The 23,403-nt window shown below is 45.7% G+C and carries 8 protein-coding genes; 2 read left to right on the forward strand and 6 right to left on the reverse strand.

The genetic code is table 11. The features are described 5' to 3' along the window. Window positions 1-40 precede the first annotated feature (40 nt). The 3 genes from AC3A8L_RS03970 to AC3A8L_RS03980 all read right to left on the reverse strand — a co-directional run bounded on the left by AC3A8L_RS03970 (window position 41) and on the right by AC3A8L_RS03980 (window position 15,142). Window positions 41-13,264 carry a hypothetical protein gene (locus tag AC3A8L_RS03970; protein ID WP_487960935.1) on the reverse strand — a complete coding sequence of 4,408 codons (13,224 nt, stop codon included), beginning with the start codon at window positions 13,262-13,264 and terminating at the stop codon, window positions 41-43. Between the two features lie 290 nt (window positions 13,265-13,554). Continuing rightward, window positions 13,555-13,908: a VOC family protein gene (locus AC3A8L_RS03975; RefSeq protein ID WP_487960936.1), complete on the reverse strand. Its 354-nt coding sequence runs from the start codon at window positions 13,906-13,908 to the stop codon at window positions 13,555-13,557. Between the two features lie 127 nt (window positions 13,909-14,035). Continuing rightward, on the reverse strand, window positions 14,036-15,142 hold the full coding sequence (locus AC3A8L_RS03980) for a YHYH protein (RefSeq protein ID WP_487960937.1): 1,107 nt from the start codon (window positions 15,140-15,142) through the stop codon (window positions 14,036-14,038). A gap of 356 nt (window positions 15,143-15,498) precedes the next feature. On the opposite strand from AC3A8L_RS03980, the gene AC3A8L_RS03985 reads away from it, so the two are divergent. Then, a complete protein-coding gene (locus AC3A8L_RS03985) occupies window positions 15,499-16,476 on the forward strand; it encodes a choice-of-anchor A family protein (protein ID WP_487960938.1) in 978 nt (325 codons plus the stop codon). 76 nt (window positions 16,477-16,552) lie between these two features. On the opposite strand, the gene AC3A8L_RS03990 is transcribed toward AC3A8L_RS03985, so the two are convergent. The 3 genes from AC3A8L_RS03990 to AC3A8L_RS04000 all read right to left on the reverse strand — a co-directional run bounded on the left by AC3A8L_RS03990 (window position 16,553) and on the right by AC3A8L_RS04000 (window position 21,636). Further along, complete coding sequence (locus AC3A8L_RS03990) at window positions 16,553-18,949, reverse strand: tetratricopeptide repeat protein (RefSeq protein ID WP_487960939.1); 2,397 nt, start codon at window positions 18,947-18,949, stop codon at window positions 16,553-16,555. A gap of 12 nt (window positions 18,950-18,961) precedes the next feature. After that, on the reverse strand, window positions 18,962-20,482 hold the full coding sequence (xrtD, locus tag AC3A8L_RS03995; protein ID WP_487960940.1) for a VPLPA-CTERM-specific exosortase XrtD: 1,521 nt from the start codon (window positions 20,480-20,482) through the stop codon (window positions 18,962-18,964). A 764-nt stretch (window positions 20,483-21,246) separates the two neighbouring features. Continuing rightward, window positions 21,247-21,636: a hypothetical protein gene (locus AC3A8L_RS04000; protein ID WP_487960941.1), complete on the reverse strand. Its 390-nt coding sequence runs from the start codon at window positions 21,634-21,636 to the stop codon at window positions 21,247-21,249. Between the two features lie 521 nt (window positions 21,637-22,157). On the opposite strand from AC3A8L_RS04000, the gene AC3A8L_RS04005 reads away from it, so the two are divergent. Further along, the coding region (locus tag AC3A8L_RS04005) for a DUF4347 domain-containing protein (protein WP_487960942.1) at window positions 22,158-23,403 on the forward strand (1,246 nt) is incomplete at its 3' end.

The following is a 23,403-nucleotide window of genomic DNA, read 5'->3' on the forward strand; positions in this document are numbered from 1 at the left end:
CCGTACGCTAGCTTAGCTAGCGATATTATATTTATTTTTATTATGGAGTAATAGGATACGCCGGTAAGCTAAAGCCTCTAGCATTTGTAATGACTTCCCAAATATCGGGAATGTCATTCGTCGCATCAACATCTCCAGTAAAGTCGCCAGGGTAATCTACCGCAAGTAGATCAAGGAATAAAATGGCGCTATCATCAACAATTACTGTATCCGTTGTCTCATTGAATAAATCACCATCCACATCACGATCGTAAATAAAGCTTCCTGCACCGTCATACTCACAACTATTTGTGGGCGCAAAAGTAATATTTGACGACGAACCATTATCATTCACTGTGTAGATACCCGCCGTAGTGTCCAGCGTTAAATGCTGACGTTGAGCATAATCCATTAATGTATGGTCGCCATTAGGGCCCGCCCAGTTACAAATGAAGCCGCCGATAATGCCGAATTCATTAACAGCTGCCACATCCTGAACACGATCGCCATAACCAAACCAAGACTCTCCCGCAACACCGGCACTTAAACCCACATCTAATATGCGCGCATGACTATCAAAATTACCGGCCTGCCAAGTGTAGGTGTAACGACCTTCCAACTCTCCATCTACAGCGGTTGGATCATAAGCCGCAGTATAAACACTGAAGTTATCCGACCAATCGGCTAATGGCGACAATACAAAGCCAGTAATATAAACACTCTGCCCTTGTACCGATTCAGAAAACGCGCCATGAGCAACGCTATCGCCTTCAGCATTACCACAGAACTGCGCTTCGCGGCTTTGTAAACGTAAATCGGTTTCAGCATTTTTTACATAATGAACAGAGGTATAGCGAGTGACATCATTTTCACCAGCACCACAATTTCCACCATTAAAAGAGTCTTTAATTTCAAGCGTTAATAAGCCTTCATACAAATGGTCCGAGCTATCATCCTGCTCATGAACCAACGTTATGGAAACCTCCTCATCAACGCCATCGTCGTTGTAGTCCGCTAGTAATGTGATGTAGTACGAAGATAAAGTACCTCCGTCAATTTCTTCTACCAAGAAATCAACACCACTAGAATCCATACCTATCGGTAAATCGGCGCTAATATCTGCATCACCTGTTGCGTCATAATTAGCCTTCATTGCCGCAAGAACAGCTAGCGCCATCGTAGAACGACTTTCAACAGCATCCATTTGTGCATTTAATTGAGCTGCTGCACAAGCTTCTTCAACACCATCATCGTTTTCATCAGGCATAGTTTCGCGCCAAATACCTAAATCACCAGAAGGTAGTTGGCCGCTATTCCCAGCAGTTCCATCAGGATGCTCTTCATAGTCTAGTGTTGGCCCATAGCAATCCTGTGCATTTTGAGCCGTGCGAAAGAAATCCGCCATATCAAGATAGCTCGATAAAGAGCTTGGCGACGCTAATACCGTATTCACCAAAGTTTCAATATCCAATACGTGACGTACCTTTTGAGGAGCCTGCGTATCCGATTGAACCTCCAAGCCGGCCAATGGCGAGCTCACTGCAAGCTTCATAGGGAACCCACCTACAGCAGGCTCCATGCTCAGATAATAAGCATCATTCAGCTCTAGCAAATAGGCCGTTACATTAGCTGCGCACTCGCCACTGCACGAACCCGGTGCGGTGAAAGGCATACTAACCGCGTTGTAGTCCATCAGAGAGGCGGCATCGTGATATATATCTTCACGGATGGGTACAATTACAGAGTTGGCAAAAGCCCCGAATTGGTCAGTGCCGTCTGCACCATGACAGGCCGCACAATCAGTATCGTAGGTGCTCTTACCCAACTCCACATCACCGATAGGTTGATCACAAGCTTCAACCGCAGGATCACAATCTTCTGGTGGAGTGCAATCTTCAACCGCAGGATCACAACCTACTGGTGGAGCACAATCCTCGACCGCAGGATCGCAATCTTCTGGTGGAGTGCAATCTTCAACCGCTGGATCGCAATCTTCTGGTGGAGCACAATTCTCGACTGTAGAATCGCAATCTTCTGGTGGAGTGCAATCTTCAACCGCAGGATCGCAATTTACTGGCGGAGCACAATCCTCAACCGCAGGATCACAATCTACTGGCGGAGCACAGTCCTCAACCGCAGGGTCACAATCTTCTGGTGGAGTGCAATCTTCAACCGCAGGATCACAATCTTCTGGTGGAGTGCAATTTTCAACCGTTGGATCGCAATCTTCTGGTGGAGCACAATTCTCGACCGTAGGATCACAATCTTCTGGTGGAGTACAATCCTCAACCGCAGGATCACAACCTACTGGTGGAGCACAATCCTCAACCGCAGGGTCACAATCTTCCGGTGGAGTGCAATCTTCAACCGCAGGATCACAATCTTCTGGTGGAGTGCAATTTTCAACCGTTGGATCGCAATCTTCTGGTGGAGCACAATTCTCGACCGTAGGATCACAATCTTCTGGTGGAGTACAATCCTCAACCGCAGGATCACAACCTACTGGTGGAGCACAATCCTCAACCGCAGGATCACAATCTTCTGGTGGAGTGCAATCTTCAACAGCAGGATCGCAATCTACTGGTGGCGTGCAATCTTCAAACGCAGGATCGCAATCTACTGGCGGAGCACAATCCTCAACCACAGGATCGCAATCTACTGGTGGAGCACAATCCTCAACCGCAGGGTCACAATCTACTGGCGGAGCACAATTCTCTACCGCAGGATCGCAATCTTCTGGTGGAGTGCAATCTTCAACCGCTGGGTTGCAATCATCATGAGGCATACAATCACCCGCCAGCGAATCACAAGGCTCGCCACCCATTTCCAAGTAGAAGTCCAATACAACATCATCACGCGCAATCGCATTGAAGGTAAAAGCCGTTTCTACTTCACCCGCAAATGAAACGCTAGCGAGGCGAACTATAGGCATAGCCTCCCCTGTTGTATCAACGAAGATCGCACTAGCATCACTATCCAACAAGTCACTAACAGTCTCTGGGTAAGCAAACTCGATAACTTCAGTACTACCAACAAAGCTTATCACTAGTGGCTCAGCGGATAGGAGCTCAGCCGTTTCTTGACCCTCTACATCCATATAATGAACATAATTGGCGAATAAAGATTCCCCTGTCACTGTGCCATCGAGGCTAGTAATAATCACTTCGATAGAAGAATGCACGCCGTCGCTATAACCCTCGCCAAGCTGAATACTTGGAAGGTCATAACTAAACGTTTCTTCAAGTGAAACCAACTCAGCAAAGCTACCCGCTAGCATCGGTGTTTCTGAGGTCGCTGTCTCAGCGTCGGCGCTAGTGTCCTCAACCCAGTCCAGCACGACACCATTCGCACAGTTCAGGTTATCTTGACTCCAGCTATCCCACAGATGATCACATTCGAACATATAGACAGTTGCATCAGTCGTCAGCTCAGTAACATAAGCCATCGCACCGTCAGAAAATACTGCATCGTGCGCTACGCCTTTAGCGATATCACCAATAACATCTCGTATTTCCATACCCGAAATATCAAAAGCGGCTAACTCAACAGTTTTTGTAACACCATCAATTCCAAGTCCTAAAGAGGTAGCTTGCAGGGTGGCCAGTTCGCCATTTTCGCCATAACCCGTAATTTGATTAAGGTCATCAAAAACAACAACTCCACCTTCGGTCAACAAATACTCGGGCTCAGAATTATCCCAGGCGACCCAAGCGGCAGTTTCGTAATCCCAAGAAAAAGACTCCTCAACACCGTCATCAGTAATTACACCGTAATCGACATCAAAGTAACCGGCCTCAGGGCCACCGCCCGACCAAAACCAGTTAATACCGCCAACCGATACAACCTCTTGCTCATTCACTTCAACCGGGGGTAACGCATTCACGGTTACGTCGCTAATACATAAACCTAACGCTTCGTCGCCCGAGGTTTCAGTAAAGCTAAACCCTAATACGTCTTCAATGGCATCATAGAATTCACCGCTTGCCGCAAAATCCTCACTCTCGATAATTGCAAAGGATCCATCCTCAAGCAGTAAGGCGTGAATTTTGTGATCAGCGCCTTCAGGATGAATGAAGAGTTGAGAGCCAATAGTCTCAACAAACAATAACGATTTGTGCGTTTCTGCAGCTTCGCAGCTACCGGTCTCTTCGTCGTACTCTGTACTGCCTTCTGTCGGTGTTAATGTCGCAAGATAAACGCCCGATATTTCAACACCTACAGACTCACACACATCACCAATACCATTTTCATCGATATCATCCTGCTCAGGGTTGTATACCAAGACGCAATTATCATCCCGCCCTAATAAACCATCATCATCAAAATCGATGGCTTGCATAGGTGGAGTACACCCATCAGCGCCATCAGTACAATCTTCTGGTGGGTAGCAACCTTCCATAGTTAGCTCACAATCTTCGGGCGGATAGCAATCCGTCATCGTTGAATCACAACCCTCAGGAGGCATGCAGTCTTGCAAAGCAGGATCGCAATACTCGGGTGGACGACAATCTTCAAAAGCCGGATCGCATTCTCCTGAAGGCGAACAATCTTCAAACGCAGGATCACAATACTCTGGAGGATAGCAATCCTCAGGGAACATATCGCAATTAGGCTGGGGAGACTCTGGGATTTCAAGTTCGAAATCAACGACAATATCATCGCGCGCAATAGCATTCAGCGTCATGGCCATTTCTTCATCGCCACTAAGCTCTATGCTACCTTCGCGAACGAGTGGTTCTTGATCCAGCTCAGACTCAACCAAAATAAAACGACCCGCATCGCGCGCATCGATTTCTTCAAGCAGCTCGTCAGGATATATAAAGCTAATAAGCTCGATATCACCATAGGTTTCCAACGCAGCATCACCAGAAGCTATTAGCTCCACAGGCATCTCGTAGCCACCGTGATAATTCGCTAGGTAGTGAATCATCAAGTTAGCGCCGTCAACCGTACCGTCATCACTGGTTATATGCGCATGAACACTGAATTCTCCGTATTCATCAACACCACGTCCAACATAAACGCCCGCCGCTGGCATATCACCGTCTTCGGCTGTCGCCTCAACTCCAACCTCAACCCCAGCTTCAGAGTCATCGGCAGAAGAAACATCACCCGAACTACTGGCATCAGTTTCTGACATTTCCATATCAGGTGTCACCGAGATTAAATCGCTCAAACCAGCCGCAAATATAGGTTCCAAGTCACCATCAACCGTTTCTTCCCAGTCAATAATAAAACCGTTATTACACACTAAAGTAACATCTGCATCCCAGTCGTGATCACAGTCAAAGCTGTAGTTTGTGCTCTCTGCGATCAAAGTGGTGATATAGGCAATAGCGCCATCCGAAAATACTTCATTTGGTGTGCCATCCGCGAGCGGCCCAACCACATCTTCAATCGCCATACCACTAATATCAAACGAGGCTAATTCAACTAACGATTCAACACCATCAACCCACTGCCCATTACTGGTCGGCTGCAAAATACCCACCTCACCTTCTGGGCCGTAGCCTGTTATTGCATACAAATCATCAGATGCAACAATACCAAGCTCCGTTACAAAGAATTCAACGTCTGTACCGCCATCCAGCCAGGCTTGCGTTTCAAAATCCCAGCTGAAAGTCACTTCAGGTTGATTATCGAGTACGATTCCGTAATCAACATCAAGTGAAACCTCACCGAAATCAAAGCGATAGTCATAATCGAACCAAGTCACGCCGCCATTCGTGAATACGGCTTGCTCATTCACCTCGTCAGGACCGTAAGCAAAAACCGCAACAGTCTCACTACAGCCAATAACACTCGTTGTGTCACCCAAAGATTCAGTATCGATACTTTGCGTAGCGTCACTTTGTGCATCAGTTTCTAAACTTCCGTCTAACGAGCTTTCATCGCCAAAAGAAGATGAGTAGCCGTAGTCGTCATCATAAAGACTTTCGTAATCCGTATAATCAAAACTGAAAGTACCGCTAGTGTCATCATAAAAGCCACCTGCGCTATAGAAGGCATCGCCCCCCATCACGCTAAAGCTTCCATCTTCAGCCATAACGCCGTGCAGGCCATCCATTAGGTCATCGCCAACTTCATGAATAAATAACTGAGAACCAATGGATCGAACGGCAATTAACTTGCGCTCATCGTCAGCAACAACGCACCGGCCCGCATCTTCATCAAAGACTTCGCTGCCTTCTTGCTGGGTAAGCTCTGCCATGTATACGCCATCAATCTCAGGACCAACAGCTTCACAAGCATCACCAACACCATTTTCGTCGGTATCTATTTGATCTTCATTAGGTACGATTACGCAGTTATCTTCTCGGTCAAACCAACCGTCCATATCGGTATCATGTAATTCAGGTTCAGGGCGATCAGTATCGGTCGGCGGCTCATAACCCTCAAAGATACGAACGGCAACATCAAAGCCCGTATCGAAAACTTCTAAATCAAGAGAAACACCATCATTATTAAAACTAATGAATTGTAAAGCGCCCTGCCCCACCGGGATGAAAACACTGTCAACCTCAATAAATTCTCCAAGCTCTACATCATAAAAGCTTAAATAAGCATCAGTAGCGGCGCCATCTGCGAGGCGAATAACAATCTCGCCACCCACTATTTCAAAATCGAGTAATGCGGCACCAATATCTTCAGTATTAAAACCTTCATCTGCATTGTCGAAAAGCGATAATGGCTGTCCATCCTTAAATATAAAGTCGAATAAAGATTGCGGGCAGTCGTAGCACTCACCAGGGCTTCCCCCTGGATCAGTAGGCTGGCCATAGATTTCAAACCACTCCAAGAAACCTTGCCCCCCCTGATCAAACTGAACATAAAGTTGATACTGAGTATTATCGAATGCCACCATGAAATCGGCAAAGCCTGTCATTTCGGATACGATTGCCGCATAGGTACCGTCAGTCTCAGCTTCAATAATTTCTGGCCCATTAAAACCAAAGTACTCAACACGCTTGGCCGTATCCGCAAAGATAAAGGTCCAGTCCTGTAATTCCGCACTGTAGCTTAATGTGATGTCCGTATTTCCGTCGCCATCAATATCGTGCTCACCCTCTAACGCTTGACGAGGTGGAGGCATAAACCAGGCAACTTTAATTACACCATCACGAACAAAGCGAATATCAAAGTCAACGGGTTGACCGCTACTGTGTGAAACAAATAGATATCCAGGTGAAGATAATTCGAGAGTGTTATCTCCTTCGCCCTGATACTCATTACCACCAGCGGTTAGTGTGAAATGAGCAAAGACTTCTGATGTGCCGTCAGCATCAATAAATGCATCAACACCAATTTCCATGATCTTTTCGCCATTAAGCGGATCAACAAGAGCATAAAAACCCGATGTCGTTAATGGAATTTCACCACTAAAATCCAGTAGTTCACCACCGGCGAACTGTAAATCAATGAGTAAAGTATCCACCAACATCAAACTATCCCCTTCAGGAGATACAACAAAGAAGTCGGTTAATACGTCAGTAAAATTGTGATCACCACAAGTATTTGAGAATTCATCACTGGAAATAAAGCCGCACGTTGGCGCTTCTATTTCAGCACCATCAGCCACATCAAGATTCACATTAAAGGTAACTAATGCGTTCGCCTCTAAACGGCCACCGGTAAGATCTTTACGGCCGCCATCAGCAAAAGCCTCCGTTACATTACCTCCAAGTTCAATAATTGCAGATGAATCAGCTTCGTCACCAATAACCGTATCAAGCAATGTTAATAACGTGACATCCGCTTCACAATTCTCGTTAGATACGATTGTGAAGCCATCGCTGCTAGACAAACAAAGGCTTTGACCTAACTCAATCTTGATTTCGTTATCAACAAAGCCTCCGCCATTGCCTGCACCGCCAGAGACAACGACATCATCGAAGCGCAATACACTCACACCGACAAAGTCACCCGCATCATTTTCTAGCTCCGCCTCAAATGTGAAATCACAGGTACGGCCGCCAACCCAAGGAATATCCAAAAAGAATTCTGGCCTTAAGTTTTGCCCCGCCGCATCAAACGCAGGCGCGTAGAAGGACATATTTTCTTCAGGTAAATAATTTTCACCAGGCAAAGAGCCCGCACAAAACACATTAAGCTCGTACTCTTTTGCACCGTTAATCGTTGCACCAGTTAAGGTAAATCCTCGCGTGACGTCCAAAGAACTAAGGCCACCGAAATCAGTAGGTTCATCCGTACCCAAAGCTATACGCATCTCACTCAAAACAGCAATGTCATCAGGAATTCTTATCGTTAAAGCCCCCGGTAGACTTGGACGAGCAGGGCACACCTCGTTGCCGCACATGAAAAGGTTTCCTTCGAGGTCAGTTGGCACACGGAAAGTGATTTCGTAATCGATATCAACACGACCACCCAATTCACTTAGCGTCGAATCTGGCACTGTTAATTGAAAAGCCACGCCATCGCCAGACCTAGAGTCCAAGCTAATCGTTACACCGCCATCAACGCTACGAGAAGTACATTGAAAATCAGTAAAGTTCTCTGTAGACGCGTCAAGTTTCGGTGGTGTACAGGTAAAAATAACTTGCCGATCTGAATCACCGCCGAATATATCACTGTCTAATACAACCGCTTGAATCTCACCTGGGTACACATTAACCGTCTCGACTATCAATGATTTTACCGTACCCACATCAGCGGCAGATTCCGCCGCTATAAAAACAGCAAGCCCCTCATTGAAACCATCATTATCTGACGAACTTGGTGCTATAGACCCAGGGATATTAGGGTCTTGATCGTTAGGATCAAATACGAACGGTACGCCATCAAAGTCGCTATCAAATACCACACCGACCGATGTATCGAGTGCGGACGACAGGTAAAGATTGGGTAGGTCACCTGGGCATGGGCGAGTTTCTTCAGCAAAACAGACCACTTCGTCAGGGCTAATATCACCTTCAGCCGATGGCATAAACGGTACAATTTCTAAGGAGATTTCAAAATTCGCCCAAGGATCACCCGCTGGCTTATCCCGTATTACACGAGCAAGGTAAACAGGACTTTCACCGTTATTAACATTATTATCGAAGATAGCAATAATGTTGTTGTGCTTAAGGTTCGTCACAAAGTTTTTTGCGTTCTCAGGCGCAGGCGTCATTGTGTATTTACGATCTTGCTTGTTAAAACTTAAGTTAACAAACGTAATGCCTTCACGGCCAGCATCTATACGTACAGGAATCGTACTGAAATCTGGAGGACTGCCAAATACAGTATCAAAGTCACTTGCGGAAACAATTTTTTCCTCAAAGTGCTCAGAAGCATAGCGAATAACAATACCATCGGTAGCAGCGGCTAATTGCGTATAATCATCTTGCGAACCACCAAATGATAACTCTTGCGCGGGTAACACTTGCGGACCGGCATAATCAGAGGGTGACTCGATAATCAACCAATCACCATAGGCCAGATAGTTATACATAGGTCCGACATTAACATCTGAACCGTCAGTTGGCGCACCACTAAAATCATCGAATCCGGCTTCTGGTATATCTAAGCTGCCCACATTACTAATACCGGCGAAACCAATATCAATAAAGCCAACCTCTTCACCGTTAGGCTCAAGGAAAAAGTCTAAGAAGCGTAATTCAATGACCCAATAAATACCCTTGCGATCACGCATAAGGTACAGACGATCGTACTGCCAATTATCAATATCTCTATCAACAATAATTTCTGGTTCTAGTAGCAATTCATTCGCGAGCAAGTCTTCTACAACGCCGCGTAAATTAGTGCTTTGAATAGAATGCATTCCAAACAACGGCTCTAAACCAGCGTCAGCCTCAATCGATAGAACCAGTTCTCCATTTTGGTATTGACCAAACAATGGCGCAAAACCTACACCTTCGGCACCACTAATTGCGTAACCAGTTTCATCACCACCAAAATAGAAATCAGCCAAACCTTCCTGCTGTTCTTCCTCAAAAGAAGAAACATAAATTGGCGCGCCAGGTACTTCAAAATTGGATAAATCAACCCCTTCAGGTGCTTCATCACCGTTTCCATCAAAGCGCATTTGGTTAGCCATCAACCCAAGACCAGGGATCGCTGTAAATTGCTGATCCGGACCGATAAATAATGGGAACTCGGCATCGCAAATATTTATGGTGTCGGCATAGCCATCAACAAATATAAACAGCTCAGGCAAGTCATTTTGATATCCAGGAATTTTTAGTCGAATAACGTATTCACGACCAAATTGATCACCCATTTGTGAAGAGATATTGCCGATAGTGTAGGTTCGTCGAAGACTACCCTCACCCTCAAGTAGCTCTGATGCGAATGTAACATCTGCTACAGCATCACCTTTAAAGAACTCACCCGTTTCAGGGTTAATTTCAACAGGAAACACACTGAGCTCTAAACCCTTATCGTTAGGGTCTGTGCCATCAAAGCGCTCAATAGTACACTCTGCCGTTACAAATTCTGCACGGCCACCTAAATCTGCTTCAAGCTCTTCAATATTCTGCTCTTTAAACTCAGGGATTGTCGGTAAATCAGAAAGGCCTACAGCAAGCGTTGAACTTAAAGCTTTAAAGAATTCACCATTATTAATTTGAGTAATGTTCAGCAAAGACGAGACTAACGTACCCATAGAAACTGAGTCATTAGCACGCATGAACTTATAATTTTCAAAATTTGGAATGTAGCGATCACCAACAACGCCGGGTAAGGCTAGCGCGGTAAAGTATCCTTTATCTTTTTCAATCAAAAAATCACTTTTAATGATTAAATCCATAAAAAATAATGCTGCACGAATATTAATCGTACTTTCGCTTGTCAGGGTCTGACCAAATAATGAAGCAGGAACCGAAGATGTTAAACCGCGAACAACACGCTCTTGGGCTGCCCTATAGGCTGGCGCGCCAGCAACATTCACAGCGCCATCACTCACGCCAATCACTAAATCTTTATAGCCTTCAGGTACCGTTGGATAAATGCTCCCTAACGCTGTCGCCACGTCAAATGCATCTCCACTTGCATAACGTTCATTCTCAATAGCCGACTGCACCGCATCCGGCGAAAACTGTGCATAAAAACTTAAACGTTCGGTTAAGAATTTTGCTGCGGCACTAGGATCACTCGCTAGTGACAGGCTCAATGCACGCACAAGTTCAGAACTTTCTACCGTACTGGCACCTGTAGCTAACAGTTCACTTCTGCCGGTAAAAATAGGGAAACCTTCTGGCGTTACATTCACTTTTTCACGCCCCCACTTGAAGTTATCCGCAAGAACCTTGGCCAGATATCCAATTTTTACCGTAACGCTGCGATTCGCAACCAATGACGTAATCACCGCCTCAGAAACAAGAGTCGCATCACTCAACTGGTTATTTAACTCATGATATAAGCGAACTTGATCAATTAATTCGTAGTCCGCTTGTGAAGCAATAAACTCACTACCTAGCGGTGAATTACTGTCGGCGGCTATTCGCTCGAAAGCTGCATCAATATCATCTTGGCTAGGCAACTCAGCTACGACATCAGCTAAACTTTGCGCTACGGGTCGAGTATCTGATGCAATCTCACCGCATGCTGGTTTAACCGAAGAGTAAGCGCTGCCGTCATCGAGTACACCCTCACCCACTTTGAACAATCGAATACCTCGATCACCAAAGCCTTGCCCACCCGGTAATTCACAATTATCAATAAAGAAAGGGGCCTGAACATTTAAAGCAACAACTGCAGCATCACCCGCAGCGTTCTGCTCTAGCACAACACCTAACCCCATCGACAAGAAAAAGCGCTGTAATGCAATTGTTAACTGCTTGCTCTTTTGAAGCGCCTGCTCAGCCAACTTCGCATCTAATGCAGCTTGATCTTCTGCGCTTACACCAAAAAGGAGCGCAGCATCTTCTTCAATTCGCTCCTCAACAGTACTGTTAATGTTTTCAGAAAGAATGCTATCTAAACCCGATAATAAACCCTGTGAGTCACTGCCTAGCGAAGCACCCAACGTACTGTCTTCTTCGCTAATCACTTCATCCGCATTTATCGTCGTTTCTTCGAGGCCGGTAATTTGCTCATCGGTTAACTCCTCGTCATCGGAAATAACCAACGTATTTAAACTTTCAATTTCATCCGGAGGAAGATTAATTTCGAACTCGTCTTCCTGCGCTTTAACAACCGACTCTATCGATTGCCCTTCAGGAATTTGAATAATGTCATCGGCTGCTGCCGCTACAACGTCAATAATCGTCGCAGCAACATCTTCTACCACCGATGCCGCTAATTGATCGACAAGCGCCGCATCCACGCCCATATCTTTCAGGGAATTAATAGCGGACCGAATTTTATTAATAATGCCTTTAACAACACTGTGAACAATTGGGTTTACAGCCACAGGCGCTGGCTCGCCGGATTCGTCAAGCGCTGTAGGGTCGGCAATGGATTGAATGGCCAATGCACGCTGAACCCCGTTTTCCTCTTTAACCACTAAAGCCCGAACTTGCAATTTACCGAGCAACCTAAAGGCCACCAATATGTCGTCGTCCGTTGCTTCTTCCGTTATTTTATTAGCCGTGACCAAATACGCTTTAACATCCTTAGCGCGCACTTGATATTGACCTTCAGCATCGGTTTTCACCGTAGCAATCGGCGTGGTAAATTCAACATCGCTCAGTAAGAACAATGACACTAAAGCGCGCGCATTGACCATATCAGCGTTTGTTAAACTCGTTATTGCACCCTCTTCACCGGCACGGCGCAATTTAGAATAATAATTAGCAATACCGCCCGCTTTGCGCACGCCGACCTTACCAGACGGAGCGACTACGCTTGCTGTTGGGAAGGTGGTGACCTTACCTTGCAGTGTCACGGGGCTCACAACTACAGCTTCTGAGCTAGAACTGGCTTCACTACTGGCCGCAACAGATGAACTTGCAGCACTTGAACTCGCTGGGGATTCACTACTTGCCGAACTACTAACAGATGCAGGCACAGAGCTGGCAACACTGCTTGAGCTAGCGGCTTCGCTACTACTAACAGGGACGGGAGTTGAACTAACCGCAACACTGCTTGAGCTAGCCGTACTGCTAGAGCTAACAGCATCACTACTTGAACTCACTGCACTTGAAATAGTTACGCTACTCGAGCTGACCGCTGCTGCACTAGAATTTAGTGCAGCACTTGAGGATCCCCCCGTAGTAGTTGGCGTGCTAGTGGGTACAATCGGTACATCGTCCCCGCCGGAGCTACCGCACCCGGCAAGATAAATAGTAAACATTAAAGGTAACGCCCTGCTCAGCAATTTCATTATCAGCTCCTGCTGCTAATTAAACTTAATTAAGCGATACCGCCAACCCATTCACCTTTCCGGCACCCGTAAAAAGATTGGCGGTATAACTTCTTTCAATACCAGATAAAACCTTAGACCCGAAACTCTAATACAACTGTTTTAATTCACGGCATATAGCTAATCAGTTCAAGTACGATTCTTATATGCAAAATGGTGTTTGTTTTTGGCTAAAGCACAACGAACATTTGGCTTTTCACAGGCAAAAAAAAAGCACCTTTAAAAGGTGCTTTTTTTTTGACAGCCAACAATTACACATCAGACCAAACAGCAAATTCATTACCGCTCGGCTCATAGAAATGAAAGCGTCGCCCTCCAGGAAAGGAGAAAACGGGCTGCGTAATAACACCTCCGGCCTTCTCAACTTTTACCTGCGTTGCCTCCAAGTCTGCACTATAAAATACCAACAAAGCAGCACCCACTAACGCACGTGATTTTAACTCAGCTTGATAAAAGCCACCCTCCAAACCAGAATTAGTAAAAGCCGTGTAATCGGGGCCATAGTCTGTAAATACCCAATCAAAAGCGGCACCAAAAAAATCTTTTGTTGCCTCTAAATCAACAGCAGGAAATTCAACGTAATTCAGTTTTTCATGTTGATGCATTATTAACACCCTTAAACAGCGAATAAAGTAGCACTGCGTTACAGCGCCATCAGAAATACAACGCAAGAATATTAACACGACTCAAAGAGCAGCCCAAAAGATCACAGAGATCTTTAAACCTAAAACCTTATTTTATAAATGAGGCGTTTGCTGTGCCCACTAAACAACCGAGCACCCAAGGATAGCTGTCTGTCACATAATACCCATACTGCCCTGCCACGGTCATGCCATTACAAATATCTAAATCACCACTATCAGCAAATTCCCAATCATCAACATACATTCCATCGTAATTACCGCCAGGGTCATTCGCGCCATTGGGGCGGGCGCCAGCCTTTAAGGTGTACCCCGACAAAGCCTTGCGCACCGCTCCCGTCCCTATATCACTAAAATAACTGCCATATATAGGGAAACCATCCGCCGCAAAACCAATAACCGGTGATCCATTTGGCCCAGGATTATCATCAAATAATGCATTGGGGTTACCGTGATAATGATAAGTCCCATCAGGTTGTACATGCGCATTATGAATATCTGTACCAAAATTATTGCCTTCACCTAACGGGTCCAACAGCCAACCATCGGCTTGCGTACAGCCTGCAGGCGTATTACCTGCACTATCGGCCATAGGGCTGGACGGGTTGTAGCAACCGGCCGACAACAAATCCACCACAACGCCATTAAGCATTACGGCATCGTACATACGCTGAGAAAGAGCACTTACCGCATTCGCCACAACCGGTATTTGAGCAATGGTAAATGTACGACTAATAGCGCTTACCGCATGTGCAAAATGTGCATTTGAGTCATTAAAATTATGATTAGGGATCGCATTGCTCATCAACAAACAAGAGTTTCCCTCTAATACAATTACAACATTAGCTTCAAACCCTTGGCTTTCCTGAATATCCATAACGTTAGCAAAGAGTGTTTGCGCGTAATCGGCGCACGAGCCTGAGGTATTTGTGAAGATACTGTTTGTTATATCAACCGCAGCAACACTGCTTGCAGCCGCCGAAGACACACTGGAAGCCGGCACACTAGACCCAACAGAGCTAACACTACTCATAACACTGCCGGCCTGGGCGCTAGAGGTACCGGCATTCTGATTACCAGCCGGTGCAACAATGCCTTCATCGCCCCCACTACTGCCACAACCGGCCATCAATACGACACTAAATAGGATCATGCTATGTACGCCGGTAATAACCGACCAAGGCGGCTTAACCATCATAAAGGCTCCCAATGCTGTTTCTAGGTTGAATGCATATTGAGTAAAGCACACACGACCATAAAGGCTAACGCTCCTTACTTGAGCATCTCAGCAGAGTGTCGAATATGCTTACACCGCACTAGGGATTCACTAAATTCTGGCTTATTCAAACTTTCGCAATGGCGCCATAAACAACGCTACAGTGCGCGCCAATACTGCAGGGTATAGTACTTATGCGCATAGAATAAAACCCTCAATTTAGAATTGGTACGATATATGCTAAACAGTATTGAGTTAATACCATTAAACGCGACCAAGCCTCCACTGAACTGTTCGGTGATGGGTTGAAGCGGAATTACCTTTACAAGGGAGCCACAATGAAAAATATAATCGCAACATCAGCATTGGCAGTCGCCTCAGGCTTATTCAGTCTTTCGGCAAGTGCTTTAGTTCTTAATGAGTACAACGTGTTTACCGCTGAGGATTACACTCACGATAACGCTTCAATTGGCGGTAAAGCCTTTGTTGGTGGCGACGCATACATTAAAAACTGGCTGGATATTGGCCACCACCTCACTAACACTCCCACACTCGATACCCTTGTTACCGTTGGCGACATTAACTCTACGGGTGGCGGTGTCAATGTACAGGCCGGCAATATTGTTCACGGCGGTAGCGTTAGTAGCAATCTTAACTTCAACATGAATGGCGGCGGCAGTGTTCGTCAAGAATCGCAAGCGGCTTTAGCGGCACAACGCGATAGCATGATCGCTGAACTTAATGGCAACTCAACCAGCTATAGCAACATGGCATCTAACGGTAGCCTTGCACGCACTGGCAACACCGCCACATTCAACTACAGCGGCACGCAAAGCACAGCAGTTTTTAACGTCAATGCTGAAGATGTTTTTCAACAAAACACTGGCCTTAATTTAAACGCTGGCCTTGCTGAAACCGTCATTATCAATATTTCTACGCAAAGCAGTGGTTACAACTTTGTTTCTGGCGGCGGCATTAACTTTACCAACGGCTTTTCAAGTGCCGAGCCTAACGCCACCAACATTGGTGCCAGCAATATTTTGTGGAATTTCTACGACGCTGAATCAATCAACATTATGGGCTTAGATACCTTCCGCGGTTCTATCTTAGCCATGGGCGCTTCGGTTTACGGCAACCCAACAACCGATGGCACCATTGCCGTTAAGTCTTTATTCCAAACTCGCCAAATTCACAACTACACGTTTGTACCACCATCAGAAGTTCCTTTACCTGCATCAGTACAATTCATGTTGATGGGTATGGCGGCATTGGTTGGCCTACGTCGCTGGCGTAAACGCAAAACCGCTCAAGCGTAAGTCTCGCTTAGCGCCATAAAAAAAGGCCTTGATGCATTGCGCATCAAGGCCTTTTTTTATGGCCGACTTAAATGGTTTAGTCAGCTTTTACAGCGATATCCCATTGTTGTCGAATTTCAGCAATCTTCTGCGCTAGCGCCTCACTCCCCTTATTTTTACTCATTAAATCCTTCAGCATATCTTGCGCTTTTTGAGGCTTACCACTGCGATGCATAGAGTCCGCATAGTGCAATCGTATATCATCGATATCCGCTAAGCTTAGCGCCTTATCAAACATATAATTAGCTTCTGTGAATTTACCGGCAGCCATTAATACAACGCCATGGGTGTCTAATAAAGCGGGGTTACCTGAAGAGGCAAACCCCTCCGTTAACTGTAAAGCTTTTCGTGAATTCGCATTACTCAACAACTCACCCACCAACAACAAAGCATAATTATTACGAACCACATTATTACTCGCATCCACCAAGAGTAAGGTCTCATAGACTTCACCGGCATCCGCTAATAAATTTTCCTGTTCTAGCTGCCTCGCATAAGCAATACCGACACTCATATTTTGAGACTGTTTATAATGCTCAGCCAACAAAGCCAAAGCTGCCGCATTATCGCCCCGATAGCGTTTAAACATTGCCAGCGCTATAACGCCCTCAGGCCAAGCAGGGTACTGGCCAACCGCTACAGATAATTGTGCGATGGCACCTTCGGGGTTTTGCTTAAACATTAACTGAGCCAACAATAATTGCGCCGTTAAATCATTAGCATTAACCTCTGTATGCTTGATTAAAAACGTTTCAAAAGCCTTAACAGCCTGGACTTTTTGCGCATTCACGAACATCGCTTTTAACGCTTTATCGTAACGCCCTCGGGAACTCACTGCACGGCCAAAAAAATCCATTGCCGGTACGTGGTCACCTTGTTGCTGCAGAATAAAACCTTCAAAAAATAGTAAATCGGCTGCGTCAATCTTTAGCGCTTGCAATCTTTCAAGCGCCGCCCTTGCCGCCTTAACGTTCGAGCGTAAAGCCGCAACCTGTAAACGAATCCCCAAAAAGGCACTGTCATTCGGGTAATGGTGTAACGCGCGCGCCAACAAACCCTCTGCGTCGGCTAAATTCTGTTTACCAAAAGCCTCATATATTTGAAACAATAGAACCGTATGATTATTGGGATCCACCAGCGCAATTCTTTGATAAAAATCCTTAGCAAGGCTCACATTACCCTGCTGCTGATAATGCTCTGCCAACAGTAACAACGCATCAATCGATTGCCCATTACTCACCAAAATTTTATTCAGATAAACCACGGCATCAGCAGACCGACCTTCACGCATTAATAGCTTAGCTTGCAACAACAGCGCTTTTGAATGATTAGCCTCTAACACTAAAACCGATTTCACCAAAACATCGGCGCTCTCAACATCCCCTTGTAACCATGCAAGCTCTGCTAGCATAGCGTTTGCCTCAGCAAGCGCCGCGGGTGTTTGATCCGTCATTGCCGTAATCGTTGTTAAATCCTGGCGGGCAAGCACAACATTGCTATTTCTGAAAGCGGCATTAACACGATAAAACAGTAACCCGGTAGGGTTATTCGCCGCTTTAATAAAACGCTCTAATAATTTACCGGCTTCTTCAGGGTTATCCTGCTTCACCAAATCCACCAATAAAACCTGCAAAGCATCGGCTTGCGGATACTGCTGAATATAACGTTCTAACTCGTCAATCGCCGCTGCACGCCCCCTCTGGTCATTAATTAATTTTGCCAATTTAATAATTTGCGCATCGGTATTATCACTAAAACGAATGAGCGCTTTCAGATCTTTTATAGAAGCATCAATATCTCCGCTCGCTTCATTAACCTCAACCCGTAGCACTCGGTATTGCGGGTTTTGCGCATCCAACTCAATAGCTCGATCCAATGCATCAATCGCCTGCGACCAATGCCCTTGCTTTTGTGCCGCCACACCTAACAGGCCCAACAACTCGGCGCTTTCCGGGAACGCCTCTAAAGCCTGCTTGCCTAATAAATTCGCTTGCGACCAATCATCTTCAGCTATAGCCACGGCTAACGCCAACTGATAATACGGTAAAGATAGAGGCTGTAATTTTGCTAATGTACGAGCCGATACTTGCGCCGTTGGTAAATCCCCCATCAGCAGCGAAATCTCACCCAACTCAAATACAGCTACAGCATTTTCAGGACTAAAAACTACGGCTTTTTGAAGGTGAAACTGCCTTGCAGCGACATCTTCCTTTTCCTTCGCCAATGCCGCTAAGCCAAAATGCGCATCGCCATTTACTGAGTCCACCGCAAGTGCATTACGGTACTGCACGCGCGCTTTACCCAATAGATTTTGCTCATAAAAATCTTGCCCGCTACGCAAATAATCCTCGGCGGTTTTTTCCTTTTTACAGCCTGTACCTACCAACGCCAATACAGCAATGGTTAAACCTAAAGAGATCGTTTTTTTAGACACAATACAACCTTATTAAAATGAGTTCGAGCCGGGTAAAAACGTCGCCAACGGCGAGCGAATTAACGCGATAAATTCTTGAATTTTTTGATCAGATTCTGCCAGCTGCCTATTATCAACAACGGGAATTGTCACACGCACTAGCGCACCATCAGTACGCCCACTGTAAATAAAAGCCTTAAACAACAGCCATTTTTTATGGTATTCATTGGCCACAATTTCTCCTCTCTCAGAGAACCAATAATACACCAATTGTTTTTGCCCCTCTTTCACAATAACCGCGCGGTTCACATTATCGCCGTTTAAGATAACTCGCTCGAAGGACTCAATGACCCAGCCACCGCCAGGCATGCACACTCGCGGAGAATGCGGCGACTCTCCCTTGCGCTGATTAGCGTAATACGCCACATACAGATTAATAGGCTCAACCCTAAGCGGATGCTTAAAATTCATCATCATGTAATCGCTTAGCTTTAATTTATTAGCCACCCGAGCCTCCAGCGGGAATGGCTCCCCCTGCCAATCACCTAAAGCCTGCGGAAATAACGCTAAATGCGTAGCCGGTGGCGCCACACCCTGCCGCTGTTCAAACAGCCATGAAACCGTAACCGTTAATGCCAGTAGTGTTATTGCGCCATACACAGCGCCCGATCTCAAACAAAAAGCTTGCTGGCGCTGCTCGGGCACAACCCCCAAGATATCCGACAACGAACGTCTAGTCGTTAGCCGCTCAAGGACTATTATTTCAAGACATAAAAAGGCCAAACAAAACGCAAACACAACCCAACCTTCGGCATCATGCACTGTACCCTCAGCAGCGGCCAAACCATACCGCTCAACCAGAGCTGCAGTAACAGCAATGCGCAAACTATTCATTAAAACGGTGATAGGAATAGTGGATAAAAAAACAAGTCCACGCTTTAACCAGTGAGCGCGATAAAAATAGGCGGCAATAAAGCCCACACTCATTAATGGATACAAAAAGCGCAAACCGCTACAGGCTTCTACAACTTCTAATTGATAGCGCCCCAGATCAATAACATTGCCACTCAAAAAAACCGGCATACCCATCCAGCCAATAAACAAAACGCCCAACTGCGACGACAACAACTGCAGCTTGGCCGTTAACATAACCTCCAAAAAATACGGCAAGGGAATCGCAAAAAACAGAATAAATATGGGCGCACTCAGGTATTGAGTACTGCGCCACCCCAAAAATGCTAAAGCCCCACCCCACAACAGCAGGACAAATGAGATCTGAATCACAGCAAACAGCGCGCTCACCTCCCCCACTAGGTAGAGCAAGAGCGCCGCCACAATAATCAGAACACCCCAAGCACTACCGTTTGTTGCGCATGCTCGAATAGCACGCCATCGCTCGCTGATAATGTAAGCACTGATAAATGGAATCACAATGCCGTGACTATATTCAGTTTCCCTCAGCCAGCGCTCTACTAGGTTCAGCAAAGCACCACTGTACAAATAAGGAACAATTAACAACGGCAATAAAGGCCAATAAGCACGAAGAAAGGCCATAATCAAAGGCACTCTAGAAATGATGGATAAATAGGGCAGCGCAAAATGCGACACTGCCATTACAGAGGTTTGTAGTTTACTGCTCTATGACCGATAAGACCAATAACCAAGCCCTAAAATCAGCGTTAGGCGCGGGGCAATAATAGCTTTTCCAGTTAGACGAGGGGCCTACAGGGAAGTAGGTTATTAGAATAACGCATCGAGGCAGGAGCCTCTTATTAGACATTGCATCCGTATAGGAATATACGTTACTAGGGTAATGCATGAGCTATTACCGAGGAGCATAATGTCGAGACATGTAACGCTTTGAACAATGCTGTTGAGGAAGCAGGAGGTAAGAGTCAAGAGTTATGGGATAAAGTATTTTTCCTCGGCCCTTAGGGGCGTGCACGGAATAAGTTGCTGGAATTTGGGTTTGTTGATGCTTGCTGGACGAGGCGAAAATATGGCGTAATAGCCGGCTATTGCAAATATTTCTAACGAAGGCAAGCGTGCACCCAAGAATTCAAAAACGGGAAGTTAGGGGCGAGGTAATAATAGTTTATCCAATTAGGCGAAGAGATCGGCTTTCTTATCGAGGCGCTTAAAGGGGCGCATGCCTAGGCATGTAACGCTTTGAGCAACGAAGGTAAGGATGTCGAGATCAAGCATTAGTGGATGAAATATTATTTCCTAGTCCCTCCCTTATTTCATTCACGCCCCTTAGCCTATAAAAATACTCTTGTGTATGGGCCGGTCATCAGTCAACGCAAATACGCGCTCACTTAAATTCGTAAATTAAACTCTGTAGAGTCACTCAGCAGTTGAATCAAATTATTGACGACATGCTGATGTTCAGAGGTAATTTTAGTTATCGTCAATTCAACGTCTGCACCCGCATCGTTATTTCGTAATAAACAATAATCCACCCGCCCCTTAACCCGAATGCGCGTTGGATGCTCTTTATAGCGCACAAGAAATTCGAGATTCATCAACGCCCCTACAGGTAAGCATTGCGGGCACTGCACACTATAGCCACCTTTATAAATGGCCGTAACAGTCGCAAGGTGAATTTTTCGGTCGTCCAAGAAATAACGCGCGCGCCAATTGGCTAAATAACGCGGGCCTTTTTGGGCTTGAAAATTACTCGGTGAAACCCCAGGAAAGCTTGTCATTATTCTACCGCCAGGCCATATGCTGTTGCTATTACCCCAACTAAAAGGGTATCGGTATAACCCAGTGTAGCCAGCAGCACTGCGCATGCACTGCGGGGCTAGTAATAACCGACGAATGGAGTCTTTTCAAACCGCAGAATAGAACCATAACCGCCCATGTGTATTACTGGCCTGCACCCCGTGTTTGATGTGCGAGCGATGAAGGTAGCGCCACGGCAAACCTAGGCGTGCTTCAGGCGGCTGTAGCGCTAGTTGTAGTGCTAGTTGTAGTGCACGGCACTAGGCAACATTTCATCTTTCCCAGGTAATGCTCACTATTAATTATTGCGTTTAATACAAGGGGTTTTCCGCTAAGCGGTTAACACCCGGGCACCCAAAATCGCAAGTAGTCGCCGTTTAAGCTCCTCACCGACTTTAAGGACGTTTTTATCGTTTTCCCTTCCGGCGTCATGGCCAAATTATTGCCTATACTTAATCCGTTCTTTTCATTATTACGCGAACCCATAAATAGGCTTTTTGGTATGCAATCTCAATTTTATCTTCGCGGCTGTTTCTTTTTATTCGCAGTAGCTGTTAGTTTTGCTTTACGGCAAGCGCACGCCACATCAGCTACCGATCAAAATACTGTCCTTTCGCTACACTCAACACATAAAACCATACAAGAACTAGTGCTCATCGATAGTGCCGTTATTAATGCTCCGCATACGTTCAATAGCTCTAGACCCCATACCGCTACCGAGACAATCGACCCAAGCAGTACCGATATGGTTGAGTCAGCACTGCAACATTATACCAATCTAAAGGCTATTCACATTGTTAGCCACGCAAACGACGGCACTTTTTATCTAGGTGGACAAGCGTTTGATTTAGTCGCATTAAAAGCCAATCCCAAAATTATTAAAGCTCTTAGGCATTCATTAGCCCCTAACGCCAACATTTTATTCTATGGCTGTGATCTTGCAAAAACGAAAAAGGGTAAAGCACTCGTTAACTACATAGCCGAGCAAACCCATGTCAATGTAGCAGCATCGGAAAACCTAACCGGTAGTACTTTGAACCAAGCCGATTGGAAACTAGAGTATCAAACGGGCAATATCACCATACAAAACCCATTTATGCCTGAGGCCTTAGCACATTATGCACACACCCTTGCAACCATAAACTTATCAGGTTTGGGGGCCTCCGACTCAGGCGGCAGCGGCTATAAATCCATTAACAACCCCTACTTTGTTTTCAGTAATGATTTCAGTACAGCCTCTAACGAGCTTTACTGGAATGACACTGCAACAACCAGTAAAACACTAGTCATTAAAACCGATAATGTCGATGCCGCCACCGTTGACATTAGCGCTATTACTGTTTACTCCTTTGTTGCAAGCGGCGTTATATTAGACTCCAGTTCGACTATCGCATTTAAAGACAGCGACGGTAGCCTATTGCAAACAATGACGTTAGATGCTGATAAAACGTTACCTCAAGCTGATACTGATATTTTTTCATTTTTTGATAACAATACAACCTCACCCGTCACTGGTGTAGCACAAATTGATTTAAACATTACCCTTAGCGGTTGCTGCGTTAACGGTAATAATTTTTCCAGCCTTACATTTAAAAACATTACCTTCACCAACCCCATAGCCCCGGCCGCCCCTCCAGCTATCACCAGCGCTACCTACAACGCCAGCACCGGCAGCTTAGTGGTTACCGGTACCGATTTTGAAGCCAAACTCGGTGGCGCCAACGATGTCGACGTATCAGCTTTAACGC

It is taken from the genome of Marinagarivorans sp. (assembly GCF_982758155.1).